Here is a 13,185-nt window from a genome sequence, read left to right as displayed (position 1 = left end):
GCGGCGCCCGCTGCATGGCGGGCGCCAGGCTTCAGGCCCGCGCGACCAGGGCCGCAGGCGCCGCCTCGGCTTGCGTGCTTGCCGCCGCCAATTGCCGCGCCAGCGCGCGCGCGGCCACGCGCAATTCCGGTACCGCGGTGATTTCCCACAGCCGCCCGCGCAGCAACGGCCCCAGGCAGTACAGCCCGCGCACCGGCGCGCCGTTCGCGTCCAGGGCTTCGTAACGCTCCGAGGCATTGAGGCCCAACCCCAGCGGGTCGGCGCTGATCAGTCCCGATTCGCGCAGGTGCGCGACCAGCGGGTGAGTGCTGCGTTCGATGTCGGTGTCGAAACCGGTGGCGCGGATCAGCATGTCGTAGGACTCGCTGCGCACCTGGCTCTGGCCGCGTTCGCGGATCAGCGCCTCGACCGCGTCGGCGCCGCGGCGCGCGCGCAGCAGGCGGCCGGCGCGCACGCTCAGCTGGCCGCTGATCTGCAGGGCATCCAGCTCGGCCGCGACCGGCGGCGCCAGGCGGTGGCGCACGCTCTCCCAGTACGAACGCAGGTGGCGCAAAAAACGCGCGCGCTGCGGCTCCGGCAGGCCGCGCCAGAAGCCCTGCAGATAGGGGCGCAAGGCGTCGATCAGGCTGCGCCAGTCGGACACGATCGGCAGCAGCAGGCGCAGCGAGCGCAGCAGCTGGCCCAGGTCGTGCGCGTTCAAGGCCTGCAGCACGGTCGGCGGCAGGGCGATCGGCGGACTGGCCTCGTCCAGATGGCGGCGCGGCAGCAGCCCGTGGCGCGACAGCGCGGTGATCGGCCCGGTGTGGCCGCGCCGGCGCAGGGTCGCGACCACGTCGGCCATGGTCAGGCCGGTGCCGATCACCAGCAAACGCGCGTCCGGCGCGATGCGGTCGATCGCGCCGTCTTGCCAAGGCCAGCCCAGATAGCTGGGATGTACCGCCAGGCGCGGGCCCACGCCCGCCAGCGGCTGCGGCGGCAACGCGCCCAGGGTCAGCACCACGCGTTCGCTGAAGAAGTCGCTGCCGTCGGCCAGGTGGACGCGGAAACCGCCGGGGCTGCGCTCGACCGCGATCGCCTCCTGCTCGATCAGATGCAGGGTGGCGGCGCTGGTGTCGGCCGCCGCGCGCAGGCGCGCGTGCAGGTATTCGCCGTACAACAGCCGCGGCAGGAAGCTCTGGCGCGCGCGTTCGGTGAGGTTGAGCCAGTCGGCGAACTCGGCCGGGTAGTCCGCAACCGCGCCGAGGTCGCGCGCGCGCACGTTGAGCAGGTGCTCCGGGCGCGCCTCGCCGTAGGCCACGCCGCGGCCGTAGCTGTCCGCCACGCCGACCAGGGCGATGTCGACGTCAGCGCCGGCCTGCGCCGCCAGTTCGCTCGCCAGGGCGCTGCCGCTGAAGCCGGCGCCGATGATCGTGATCCGCATACGCATGCCTCCGCTGAGGGAGGCTCCGTTCTAATGGATCGCGTCGGCGCGTTGGTAAAGCGAGGGTTATTTGCGCACGGGCCTTACCCAACGAAACGGCACGGGCACATAGCCGAACGGAATCTCGCCGGCGTGGCCGCGATCACGCCGCGCGCGAACTTCCGGCGCCGAGCGCGGTAGCGGCGGGCGCGGGCCGCGCCGCGGCGTACTTGCGATCCAGCACGAGCTTGGCGACCACCGCCACGATCAGGGGGCCGAACCAGGCGAAGTAATGCAGGGCCACGCCGTCGATCGCCGGCAGCAGGCGCGGCAGGCCGATCGCCAGGAAGGCGACATGGGTGGCGATGGCGTTGCCCAGCATCGCGCTGTAGTGCTCGATCAGCCACCAGCGCGGGCGCGCGGCCAGGCGCTGGCGATGCAGGCGCTTGTTCAAGGTGTCGTAGCCGACGTACAGGCCGATCGCGGAGAAGCCGATGAACAAGGGCGAGCCTTCGTGCAGGCCCAGCGCGAGCACGCCCGCGCCGGCCAACAGCGCGAGCAGGCCGGAGGCGACGTAGACCGGCCCGGTGTAGCGCGCGACGTCGTGCTTGTCGCGGATCGCGCGCCAGGCCGCCCACACGCCGTTGGCGGTGATCGCGACCAGGTAGCCCAGGAACACCGCGATGTGGAGCTGGCCCTGCGCATACCGCACCAGCGCCATCGGCACCGCGGTGAGCAGGATGCCCAGCATCGCCAGCAGATAGACCTGGCCGGCGCGGCGGTGCAGGGGGCTGCCCTTGCGCAGCGCGGCGGCGGCCCAGAACGTGGCCAGCGCGACCACGCCGATGGTTCCGTGCGCGGCAACCAGGATCGAGTAAGCGGTCATGACGGCGGCTCCTTGGCGGTTGCGCACAGCCTCGGTCCGCGCGCGCCGCCAACGCAGTGTCGGCGGTCACCGCCGCGACCTGCCGAAAGTCACCTTTCGCCGAACGGGCATTGCCAGCGGCCACGCGCGCACGCAGCATGCGGGCATGAAGTCCCTATTCGAGCGAGCGATCCTGGACAACGCCTTCCTGCGCGTGGTGTTCCAACCCCTGAACCTGCCGGCCCTGCTGACCTGGCTGGCGGTCGGCTTGTCGCTGCGCTTCGACGATCGCGTCGACAACCTCGCGCAATGGCTGGCGATGGCCGGTTTCGGCCTGGCCTTCCTGATCGGCGATTTCGTGCCGCGCAGCCAGCGCACGCTGACCGCGGCGCTGCTGGCGGCCGAAGCGGTCTGCGCGCTGGCGGTGACCTGGCTGGCGCCGCGCGGCGGCACGACGCCGGCGCTGCTGGTGATCCTGTCGGCGCAGCTGGCGATGATCTACCCGGCGCGGATCACGCTGGCGGCGATGCTGCTGATCGATCTGGCCCTGTTCCTGGTGCTGCGCGCCTCGGGCCACAACGCGGCCCTGATCGTGGTGCTGATCTTCGCCGGCTTCCAGGCGTTCTCGTCGCTGATCGCGCACTACGCGCGCCGCGCCGAGGACGCGCGCGACCAGCTCTCGCGCGTCAACGCCGACCTGCTGGCCACCCGCGCCCTGCTGGCCGACAGCGCGCGCGACGCCGAGCGCCTGCGGGTGGCGCGCGAACTGCACGATGTCGCCGGGCATAAACTCACCGCCATGACCTTGAACCTGCGCGCGCTGGCCGCCGATCCGGACTACGCCAAGCGCCCCGAGATCGCGATCGCGCAACGCCTGTCCAGCGAATTGCTGGGCGATATCCGCAACGTGGTCCAGGCCCTGCGCGACACGCGCGGACTGGACCTGGGCGTGGCCCTGCGCGCGCTGGCCGCGCCGATGCCGCGCCCGCGGCTGGAGCTGAGCATCGCCGACGACGTTCACCTTACCGATCCGGCGATCGCCGAGACCATCCTGCGCCTGGTCCAGGAAGCGCTGACCAACAGCGCCCGCCATGCCGATGCCGAGCGGGTGCGGGTCGAGATCGGCCGCGACGGCGCGAAGCTGCGCATCAGCGTCGAGGACGACGGCCAGGTGCGCGGCGCGCTGTGCGAGGGCAACGGCCTGGCCGGCATGCGCGAACGCGTGTCCGCGGCCGGCGGCAGCCTTAGCCTGCAAACCACCGTACGCGGCGCGCTGCGGATCGAAGCGGAGCTGCCCGCATGAGCGCGCCGCGGATCGCCCTGGCCGACGACCAGGCGCTGGTGCGCGCCGGCCTGCGCGCCCTGCTGGAGCTGCAGGGGGTGAGCATCGCCTTCGAGGCCGACGACGGCGAGCGCCTGCTGCAGGGCCTGCTGGAGACGCCGGTGGACGTGATCCTCAGCGACATCCGCATGCCCGGCGTCGACGGCATCGAGGCGCTGGTGCGACTGCGCGAGCGCGGCGACCGCACCCCGGTGCTGCTGCTGACCACCTTCGACGACGGCGACCTGCTGCTGCGCGCGACCGAGGCCGGCGCGCAGGGTTTCCTGCTCAAGGACGCCGCCCCGGAAGACCTGTACGACGCGATCGTGCGCGTCGCCGCCGGCGACACCCTGCTGCAACCGGTCAGCACCGAACCGGTGCGCGCGCGCTACCGCTACCACGCCGACGACGCCCCGCGCGCGCTGTTCACCGAACGCGAGGTCTCGGTGCTGCGGCTGATGGCCGGCGGCTATTCGAACAAGGAGATCGCCCGCGCGATGTTCCTGGCCGAGGGCACGGTCAAGAACTACGTGTCGGTGATCCTGGAGAAGCTGGACACCCGGGATCGCACTCGCGCGGTGTTGAAGGCGATCACGTTGCGGGTGATTTGAGGCGACGGCCTCGCGGGCGATTTGAAGCGATGCTGGGGGCATCTGCGTCCTGGGCCGGATTTTCCAGGGACGGCTCCACTCACAAAGCCGTTCTTTTCCCCAACTGTTCTTTTCCTGAAGCGGTTCGTGGTGAGTCCGTCGAACCATGAGCGGCGGCCTTGCGCGGCGCCAAGAGCAAATCCCCCTCGATCCCCTTTTTCAAAGGGGGAGGCGAAAGCGGGGCGACGGAACGCCGGAAGCCGTTCGTGGTGGGGCTGTCGAGCCATGAGCGGCGGGCTCGCGCCGCTGCAAGAGCAAATCCCCCTCGATCCCCTTTTTCAAAGGGGGAGGCGAAAGCGGGGGCGACGGAACGCCGGAAGCCGTTCGTGGTGGGACTGTCGAACCAGGGACGGCGAGCCCGCGCCTCAGCGCCGCTCAAGCCATCGTGCAGGGGAAAACCCAAGACCGCGGTCGCAGACCGGGGGAAGCGCACACCCTCTCCCGCGAACGGAAGAGGGTGCGGCGTGCGGAGGCGGCGCCAGGCCGCGCTCCGCGAGACGGGCGATCAGGCCGCGGCGTCCTTGAGCTTCTTGAGCGGACGCACCTTGACCTTAACCGAAGCCGGCTTGGCAGCGAACCACTGCTCTTCCTTGGTGAAGGGGTTGATGCCCTTGCGCTTCGGCTTGGCCGGCACGTTGACGGCGGTGATCTTCAGCAGGCCCGGCAGGGTGAACGCACCCGCGCCCTTCTTGCTGATCGAAGCGTGCACGGCGCCTTCAAGCGCCGACAGCACCGAGCGGATGTCCTTGGCCACCACGCCGGTGGTTTCGGCCAGGTGGGCGACCAGGCCCGACTTGCTCAGCGCTTCCTTGATCGGCTTCGGCGCGGCCGGCTTGGCGGCAGCCTTCGGAGCCGCCTTCTTCTTCGCAACAACTTTCTTCTTCGTCGCCATTTATTTGTCCCGGTGATGCTCGATGAATGGATGGTTTGCCAGGAAACCCCTTCGGCAAGGCGGAATGTAGGACAACATGGCGGCCGCGCCAAGCGCCGAATGGCGGAAAAAGCGCTTTTTTTTCATCGTCGCGCCCGAGCGGTCGCCGATGCGGGCGCGAAACGGAGCCAAATCGGGCCAGGACGGGCGCGCGCGACGGCGAGCCGGGCACCGCCGATACGGCCCGAATGCGCCCGCGCCGGACCGGCGGCGGGCGCCGAGCGCCGCATCGCGACGCGCTTCAGCGGGCGTCGGCGGGATTGGCGCCGACCGAACGCAGGTAGGCGTCCAGGCCGCGCTCGCGGCTGTCGCCGAAGGTTTCGCCGGTGGACGCGTACTCGACGATGCGGTCGGGACGGAAGTTGCGGAAGTCGCCGCGCAGGCGGCACCACGCCCCCAGGGTCCAGCTGCCGCCCCAGAACGACAGGCACAGCGGCTCGACCTCGCGCTGGCTGGCGCGGGCCTCGCCGTCGCGGTACAGCAGGCGCAGCACGCGCAGGTCGGAGATCGCGCCATGCAGGGCGTCGATCAGGCCGCTGGCCTCGATCCGGCCGCTGAGCTGAGGCGCGAAGATGCGGGTGCGACGGCTGCGATCCTTGAGCTCCGGCGGCAGCACCGCCTCGATCTTGAGCAACGCCGCGGTCGCGCTTTCGCCCAGACGCTCGCCGGCGAAGGCGCGCACGAAGCGCGTACCGACCACCAGGGCTTCGAGCTCGTCGGGACTGAACATCAGCGGCGGGATGTCCGAGCCTTTGCGCAGGACGTAGCCGACACCGGCCTCGCCCTCGATCGGCACGCCGGAGCGCTGCAGGTCGGCGACATCGCGGTAGACCGTGCGCAACGATACCGCCAGCGTCTTGGCCAGATGCTGGGCGGTGATCGCTTGGCGGCGTCCGCGCAGGGCATGGATCAGCAGGAACAGTCGGTCGGCGCGGCGCATGCCGCATGATCCCGCGACGCGGGTCCGGGCTCAACACGGGCGGGGGAGCGGAGCATGGCGATGGGGTGGGCAGTGGACCGTGATTCGCGGGGCGGACGGCGGGATGGCGCTGAGGTCGCTGGATCCGCGCCTCCATGGGGATGACGAGCAAAGAGTCTTTGCGCCGGCGACGCCGCACTTCCCCTCACCCCGCCCCGCTCCCGCAAGCGGGAGCGGGGGTCAAGCGGGAGAGGGACGCAGGTCGGGGCAGCAACGCTAGCGATGTAAGACGGCGGAGGTGAATCAGCGACAGTGGAGCGGAACGGGGAGCGTGCCGTGCCGCGTCGCGACTCGGCACGCGCGCTCGAAACGCAGCATCGAGCGCTGCGACACGAAGTCTCGACGCCTGCACTTCGAACCCGGCCAACCGGCGCGCGCCTTACGAGACGAACGCCAGTTCCGCGTCCGAATCGCGGCCGGGACGCGGGTCGCCGACCGCCGCGGCCATCGCCATGGCGCGGGCCACCGCCGCGGCCGCGGCCTGTTGCGGTGCGTCGACGTCGGCCAGTTCCGAGCGCGCGGCCGGGCCCAATCGCAGCAGCACCGGCGCGGCGCTCAGGTCGCCCAGCATCGCGTCCACCAGCACGTCGCGCCAACGCGGATCCAGGTTCAGCGTGCGGGTCGCATGCGCCCAGTGGTCCTCGTCGGCGTAGCGCGCGAACCACACGAACACCCGTTCGCCCTCGCGCACGGGCAGGCGCGGGAAGCTGTTCTCGCTGGGGTCGGTGACGTAGGTCGCGACCAGCTCGGCACCGGAACCGCGCAGCAGCGGCGCGAACGCGGTCTCGAACAGTTCGTCGAAACCGTCCTCGGCCGGCGCGTTCAACGAGCAGATGCCGGCCACGTAGACCGCTTCGGGCAACTGGCTGGCGCCGACCGGCGCGCGCGCTGCCGGCGCCGGCCGGAAGCCCGAGCCCGGACGCGCGGGCTTGAGCAGCAGCACGTTGTCGTTGTCCAGCAAGGTCGCGTTGGCGGCCTCGCGATGGCGCAGCCAGACCGGGCCGAAGTAGAACGAGTTCAGCGCCGCGGCGCGCTCGCGCATGCCCGGGAAGCCGCGCAGCCAGACGTAGCGGTCGGGGTCGTCGAGATCGCGGAACTGGCCGATGAGGTGGATGCCGACCGCTTCCTGGGTTTCGATGAACTCGCGCTCGAACAGGCCGATCAGATCGTCGCGGCGGCCCGGGTTCATCGTGTACTGGCGCAGCTCGATCACCGCGTCGTCGTGGACCAGGCGGCCGTGCTCGTCGATGCGGCGCATCCACATGTGCCAGTTGGTTTCCCAGGTCTTGCCGCCGTCGGCGGAGAAGGCCTGGTGCCAATGCGCGGCGTTGGCGCTGATCTGGTCCCAGGTGAACTTGGCCAGGACCAGCCGGCCTTCGTGCTCGGCGGCGCCGACGAAGGTGCCGACGCCGTCCTTGAACGCGCCCACCACCGGCGGCTCCAGCACGCCGTCGTGGTTGCCGGCCCAGTACAGGCTCCACTGCCGGGTTTCCGGATTGAACAGGCGCAGGGTCATGCCGAGGAACTTCTCGCCGGAGCCTGGGCGGCCCCAGTCGGTGACGAAATCGTCGACGTTGCCCAGGCCGCCCAGGATGGGCTCGCAGCCCTGGGTGGCCTCGAACACTTCCCAGTCGGTGGAGCCGACCAGGCGTTCGCGCAGGCGTTCGTTGCGGATCGACCAGCGGCCGTGGAAGAAGTCGAAATCGTGGCGGCCGTCGTTGGCGGGCGTGCTGTCGTTCATGACTGTCTCGCTGCGCGCGGCGCGCGCTTGGGGTTCACGGAGTCGTGCGGATTCGATGCTGGGGCGCTCAGGCCAGGCGGGTCATGTGCATCACCCAGTTGGTCTCCCAGGTCTGGCCGCCGTCGGGCGACAGCGCCTGTTCCCAGCGCAGGCTGCGTTCGGTGATCTCCGACCAGACCGCGCGCGAGGGCAGCATCCGGCCCTGGTGCGCCTCCTGGCCTTCGAACACGCCGACGCCGTCGCGGAAGGCGCCGATCAGCGGCGGTTCGAGCACGCCGTCGCGGTCGCTGGCCCAGTACACGTACCACTGCCGGGTCTGCGGCCGGTACAGGCGCAGGGCCATGCCGACGATGCCGCCGCCCCAGTCGGTGGTGTAGCGGTCCATGCTGCCGATGCCGCCGAGCACCGGCTTGCATTCGTCGATGGCGTCGAACTCGATCCAGTCGTCGCTGCCGGCCAGGCGTTCCTTGAGGCGGCGGTTCTTGACCTGCCAGCGGCCATGGTAGAAGTCGAAATCGTGGCGGCCGTCGTGTTCGGGCATGGCGGAGCGTCCTGTCGCTGGAGGGGAGGCGGCGTGCGCCAACGCGGTCGCGGGCAGGGTGGCGGCGATCGCCGCCGCCTGGGCGGCCAGGCCCCATTGCAGGATTCGTCGTCGTTGCCGGTCCATGCTGGCGCCCCGTCCGTGCCGATCGCACCGGTACAGACTGCGCCCGGGCTGCTGCCAGCCTGCTGTCAGTAGCCTGGCTTGCGATTTCAGCTCGCCGGGTCGGGCGCGCACGGGAAGAACACCGCGATGCAGAAGCCGCGTCCCTCGATACCGTCGCAGGGCTCGATGCGGGCGTCGTGGATCTGGGCGATGCGTGCGACCAGCGACAGGCCGATGCCGCTGCCGCGGTCGGCGCGTCCGGGCTCGGACTGGCCGGGCACGCGGAAGAAGCGGTCGAAGATGCGGCCGCGATCGGCCACGGGTACGCCGGGGCCGTTGTCGGAGACGCGCAGCTCGACCCCGTTCACGCCGTCGCGGACCGCGTGCAGGCAGGACACCGCGACCTGGCCGTCCATGCCCGCATAGCGCACCGCGTTGTCGATCAGGTTGCGCAGCAGGATGCCGAGCTGGTCGACGTCGCCGAGGATGGTGCAGGGCTCGGACTGCAGGCTGACGCGCTGGCGGCGGTCGCGGGCCAGGGTTTCGAAATCGCGCACCACCAGCACCACCAGCTCCGACAGCGACACCGGCAGCAGCGGCGGCGGGTCGACGCCGGCGTCCAGGCGGGCCAGATCCAGCAGCTGTTCGGACAGGCGCGCGCTGCGTTGCACGCCCGCGCTGAGGCGCTGCAGCGCGGCGTTCTTCTCTTCGATGGTGTCGGCGCGCAGGGCCAGGTCGGCGTGCGCGGTCAGCACCGCCAGCGGCGTGCGCAGCTCGTGAGCGGCGTCGGCGATGAACCGGCGCTCGTGCTGGACCGCGGCGTCGACGCGCTCGAGCTGGGCGTTGAAGGCGTCCACCAGCGGCCGGAACTCGCTGGGCAGGCCGGGCGCGGCCAGCGGGGTGAGATCCAGCGGCTTGCGCTGCAGCAGGGTGTTGCGCAGCGCGGTCAGCGGCCGCAGCGAGCGCCCGATCACGCCCCACACGGCGATGCCGAACAGCACGAAGATCAGCGCCGCCGCGAGCACGCTCCAGGCGATCCAGCCGCGCATCTCGTTGACGATCTGGTACTTGGAGCGGCCGACCTGGACGGTGATGCCGCGCTGCGAATCGGTGAGGCTGTACACGCGCCAGCGCTCGCCGTCGATCACGCGCGTGGCGAAACCCTCGGCGAAGCCCGGCTTCAGCGGCTCCAACGGCGCGGCCGGCGAATACACCACGTTGCGGCCGTCGACCCAGACCTGGAAGCTCATCTTCCAATCGCGCGCGCCGTTGGGCTTGGAGGTACGCGCGCGCGCCGGGAGGTTCTCCAGGCCATCGGGCATCGAGCCCAGCACCTGCGCGGCGATGTCGCGCAGCGAGGCGTCCCACAGGCCGGTACGCTCCATGCGCTGCTGCCAGACCTGGCAGCCCATCCAGACCAGCCAGGCCACCATCACCGCCTTCAGCAGCACCCAGGTCAGGCGCCAGCGCAGCGACCGCGTCCTCATGCCTGGGCGCCGCCGATGCGATAGCCGTAGCCGTGCACGGTCGCGATCACCTGCTCACCGAGCTTGCGCCGCAACTGGTGCACGTAGACCGCGATGGTGTTGCTCTCGATCGTGCCGGAGCTGCCGTACACGGCCTCCTCCAGCTGCTCGCGCGTGACCACGCGGCCCTGGCGCTCCATCAGCAGCATCAGGGTGCGGAACTCGTGCGCGCTCAGGGCCACCGGCTCGCCGTCGCGGGTGACCTCGCGCCGCGCCGGGTCCAGCACCAGGTTGGCGTAGCTGAGCACCGGCGACACCCGGCCCTGGCTGCGCCGCATCACCGCGCGCAAACGCGCGTACAGCTCGTCGGGCTGGAAGGGTTTGACGATGTAATCGTCGGCGCCCGCGTCCAGGCCGACGATGCGGTCGCTGAGCTTGTCGCGCGCGGTCAGGATCAGCACCGGGGTGGCGTCGTAGCGGCCGCGCAGCACCGACAGCACGCTCAGGCCGGAGCTGCCCGGCAGGCCCAGGTCCAGCAGCACCGCGGCGTAGGCGTGATCGATCAACGCGGTCTTGGCCAGGGCGGCGTCGCCGACCCAGTCGACCGCGAAGCCGTTCTGGCGCAGGCCGTCGCGCACGGCCTCGCCCAGCATGACGTCGTCTTCGACCAGCAGGATGTTCATGACGGCAACCGTGGGCAGGAAAGGGGGCGCGGGACAGCGGGCGATTCGGCGGAACCTATCGTGCAATGTGGCGATTAAGAAGTTCTTAAAGCCGTGCGCGGCGCGTTCAGCCCGGCTTTAGCGCACTTAAAAACTTCTTAAAAGCGCGCGCGCAGCATCCTCCTCGCCGGCCCACCCCACGGGTCGTACCGAACGGAGATCGCCATGCACGCATCGTCACATCCCGTTTTGACCCTGATCGTAACCCCGGCGCTGCTCGTAGGTTGCGCCTCCATCCCGCGCAGCCAGACCCCGCTGACCGCGATCGCCGAGCTGGACTGCGAGGCCCTGGCCCAGGAACAGGCCCTGAGCGAGCGCAGCCGCGACGCCGCCCTGCGCGCGCGCAGCGACGCCTGGAAGGCGGTGCTGCCGATCGCGGTGGGCGTGCGCTACGCCTCGGCCCGTTCGGCGCAATCGGACGCCGAGCTGCGCCTGCAGCGGATCCGCGCCAGCCGCGAGACCCGCCGCTGCGCGGGCGCGGACAGCCAGGCCATCGATCTGGGGGCCGAAGTATGAGCCTGGTCTCTCCCCTGATGAGCGTGATGCGCGACCTCGCGCAGCGACCGACGACGGCCGCGCCGGCGGGCCCGCAGGTTCGTGGCGTGCGCCCCGAAGACCTGCCCGCGCTGTTGCGCCTGTGCAGCGAGCATGCGGAGCTGACGGTATTCGAACGCCGGCCCTACGGCCACGCACGCGACAGCCTGCTGGAGCTGCGCGAGGCCCTGTTCGAACCGCCGCTGCGGGCCTGGGCCTGGATCGCCTGCGTAGACGGCGAGGCGGTCGCCTATGCCAGCGCCACGGTCGGCTTCTCCCTGCTGGAGCGCGCCTACCACCTGTGCCTGGAAGGCCTGTACGTGCGCGCCGCCTGGCGCGAACGCGGGATCGAAGCCCTGCTGTTCGAACAGGCCCTGGGCGCCGCCGCGCGCTTCGGCTGTCTCAATCTGCAGTGGCAGGCGCCGGCCTGGAGCGAGGCCGCGCGCGCGCTGGACCTGCCCCGGCGCGCGACGCGCATGGAAGCCTTGCGCTATGTGCTGCCGGTGAACCCGGCCGGCGACGCGGGGTGAAGCCATGTCCGATTCCGAACCCGGCGCGCGCGCGCAGCTGCCCGTCCCCCTCGCCCCGGCGCGCCCGCGCCGGCGGCGCCGCGCGCGTCGCGCGCTCCTGTCCCTTTTGGTAGTCACCGCCCTCATGACCACGCTCTCCCTCAGCGCTTGCCGCAGCACCGCCTACCCCGATTCGCCGCAGTTCCGCGACGGCGGTTTCCGCAACCCCGTCACGCCCAAGACCGTAGGCTGGCGGGAAATGCCGGCCATGCTCTGGCGCTTCGCCTTCGACAAGCCCGCCGACACCGTGCCGGCGACCGCGCCGCCGGTGGCGGCGCTCACGCGCGAGCAATTGCTGGCCGCGCCCGACGGCAGCCTGGTGCGATTCGGCCACTCCACCGTGCTGCTCAAGCTCGACGGCGCGTTCTGGCTCACCGACCCGGTGTTCTCCGAACGCGCCTCGCCGGTGCAGTGGGCCGGTCCCAAGCGCTTCCACGCGCCGCCGATGACGATCGCGCAGCTGCCGCCGATCAAGGGCGTGATCCTGTCGCACGACCACTACGACCACCTCGACAAGGCCGCGGTGCTGGAACTGGCGGCCAAGACCGAACACTTCCTGGCGCCGCTGGGCGTGGGCGACCTGCTGATCGAGTGGGGCGTGGACGCGGCCAAGGTGCAGCAGCTGGATTGGTGGCAGTCGACCCGCATCGACGGCGTGCGCTTCGTCGCCACGCCTTCGCAGCATTTCTCCGGGCGCGCGATGTTCGCCGACAACCCGACTCTGTGGACCTCGTGGGTGATCCGCAGCTCGCGCCTGAACCTGTACTTCAGCGGCGACACCGGCTACTTCGACGGCTTCAAGGCGATCGGCGAGAAGTACGGCCCCTTCGACCTGACCCTGCTGGAATGCGGTGCCTACAACCCGCAGTGGGCGGGCGTGCACATGCTGCCCGAGCAGACCCTGCAGGCGCATCTGGACCTGCGCGGCCAACGCCTGCTGCCAATCCACAACGGCACCTTCGACCTGGCCATGCACGCCTGGACCGATCCGATGGAGCGCATCACCGCCCTGGCGCGCGAAGCCGGCGTGGAAACCCTGACCCCGGTGATGGGCACGCCGGTGAACCTGCACGCACCGCCGGCGACCTCGGCGTGGTGGCGTACGGGGCGTTGATCCAAAGCGAAGCCGTAGGATGCGGTAAGCCGCAGGCGCACCGCATCATTCGCCGTAGCCCGATGTCGCGATGATGCGGTTTCACCGCATCCTACGGCCGCGTCGAAACTCGCAGGACGCGGTAAGCCGGTGAACCTGCACGCGCCGCCGGCGACTTCGGCGTGGTGGCGCACGGGGCGTTGATCCAAAGCGAAGCCGTAGGATGCGGTAAGCCGCAGGCGCACCGCATCATTCGCCGTAGCCCGATG

13 protein-coding genes are annotated in these 13,185 nt (G+C 70.9%); 5 read left to right on the top strand and 8 right to left on the bottom strand.

Going from position 1 to position 13,185, the window contains the following annotated elements; all coding sequences use genetic code 11:
* Positions 1–31: 31 nt before the first annotated feature.
* Positions 32–1,420: an FAD/NAD(P)-binding protein gene (locus tag V1318_RS11930; protein ID WP_332939896.1), complete on the bottom strand. Its 1,389-nt coding sequence runs from the start codon at positions 1,418–1,420 to the stop codon at positions 32–34.
* Between the two features lie 142 nt (positions 1,421–1,562).
* Positions 1,563–2,285 (bottom strand): hypothetical protein, encoded by a 723-nt coding sequence (locus tag V1318_RS11925; RefSeq protein ID WP_332939895.1) that lies wholly within the window; start codon positions 2,283–2,285, stop codon positions 1,563–1,565.
* 145 nt (positions 2,286–2,430) lie between these two features.
* On the opposite strand from V1318_RS11925, the gene V1318_RS11920 reads away from it, so the two are divergent.
* The gene (locus V1318_RS11920) at positions 2,431–3,567 is read left to right on the top strand and encodes a histidine kinase (protein ID WP_332939894.1); all 1,137 of its coding nucleotides are present in this window, start codon (positions 2,431–2,433) and stop codon (positions 3,565–3,567) included.
* Positions 3,564–4,196, top strand: a complete 633-nt coding sequence (locus V1318_RS11915) for a response regulator transcription factor (RefSeq protein WP_332939893.1) — start codon at positions 3,564–3,566, stop codon at positions 4,194–4,196. The genes V1318_RS11920 and V1318_RS11915 overlap by 4 nt, the downstream gene beginning before the upstream one ends.
* A 544-nt stretch (positions 4,197–4,740) precedes the next feature.
* On the opposite strand, the gene V1318_RS11910 is transcribed toward V1318_RS11915, so the two are convergent.
* The 6 genes from V1318_RS11910 to V1318_RS11885 form a co-directional block, all read right to left on the bottom strand.
* Positions 4,741–5,127 (bottom strand): HU family DNA-binding protein, encoded by a 387-nt coding sequence (locus tag V1318_RS11910; RefSeq protein ID WP_055905503.1) that lies wholly within the window; start codon positions 5,125–5,127, stop codon positions 4,741–4,743.
* Positions 5,128–5,407: 280 nt separating this feature from the next.
* Positions 5,408–6,106, bottom strand: a complete 699-nt coding sequence (locus tag V1318_RS11905; RefSeq protein ID WP_332939892.1) for a YafY family protein — start codon at positions 6,104–6,106, stop codon at positions 5,408–5,410.
* A gap of 418 nt (positions 6,107–6,524) precedes the next feature.
* Positions 6,525–7,886: an NIPSNAP family protein gene (locus V1318_RS11900; protein WP_332939891.1), complete on the bottom strand. Its 1,362-nt coding sequence runs from the start codon at positions 7,884–7,886 to the stop codon at positions 6,525–6,527.
* 67 nt (positions 7,887–7,953) lie between these two features.
* On the bottom strand, positions 7,954–8,553 hold the full coding sequence (locus tag V1318_RS11895; RefSeq protein WP_332939890.1) for a hypothetical protein: 600 nt from the start codon (positions 8,551–8,553) through the stop codon (positions 7,954–7,956).
* 86 nt (positions 8,554–8,639) lie between these two features.
* Positions 8,640–10,019 carry an ATP-binding protein gene (locus V1318_RS11890; protein ID WP_332939889.1) on the bottom strand — a complete coding sequence of 460 codons (1,380 nt, stop codon included), beginning with the start codon at positions 10,017–10,019 and terminating at the stop codon, positions 8,640–8,642.
* The gene (locus tag V1318_RS11885) at positions 10,016–10,681 is read right to left on the bottom strand and encodes a response regulator transcription factor (RefSeq protein WP_332939888.1); all 666 of its coding nucleotides are present in this window, start codon (positions 10,679–10,681) and stop codon (positions 10,016–10,018) included. Before V1318_RS11885 ends, V1318_RS11890 begins: the two co-directional genes overlap by 4 nt.
* 204 nt (positions 10,682–10,885) lie before the next feature.
* Here V1318_RS11885 and V1318_RS11880 point away from each other — a divergent pair, with 204 nt between their 5' ends.
* The 3 genes from V1318_RS11880 (at position 10,886) to V1318_RS11870 (ending at position 12,937) form a co-directional block, all read left to right on the top strand.
* A complete protein-coding gene (locus tag V1318_RS11880) occupies positions 10,886–11,236 on the top strand; it encodes a hypothetical protein (RefSeq protein ID WP_332939887.1) in 351 nt (116 codons plus the stop codon).
* The gene (locus V1318_RS11875) at positions 11,233–11,784 is read left to right on the top strand and encodes a GNAT family N-acetyltransferase (RefSeq protein ID WP_332939886.1); all 552 of its coding nucleotides are present in this window, start codon (positions 11,233–11,235) and stop codon (positions 11,782–11,784) included. The genes V1318_RS11880 and V1318_RS11875 overlap by 4 nt, the downstream gene beginning before the upstream one ends.
* Before the next feature lie 124 nt (positions 11,785–11,908).
* Positions 11,909–12,937, top strand: coding sequence for an MBL fold metallo-hydrolase (locus tag V1318_RS11870; RefSeq protein WP_332939884.1), 1,029 nt, complete (start codon positions 11,909–11,911; stop codon positions 12,935–12,937).
* Positions 12,938–13,185 lie beyond the last annotated feature (248 nt).

This window comes from Lysobacter sp. CCNWLW3, assembly GCF_036697405.1.
Lineage (GTDB): Bacteria > Pseudomonadota > Gammaproteobacteria > Xanthomonadales > Xanthomonadaceae > Lysobacter.
This window is presented reverse-complemented; position numbering and strand designations above follow the sequence as displayed.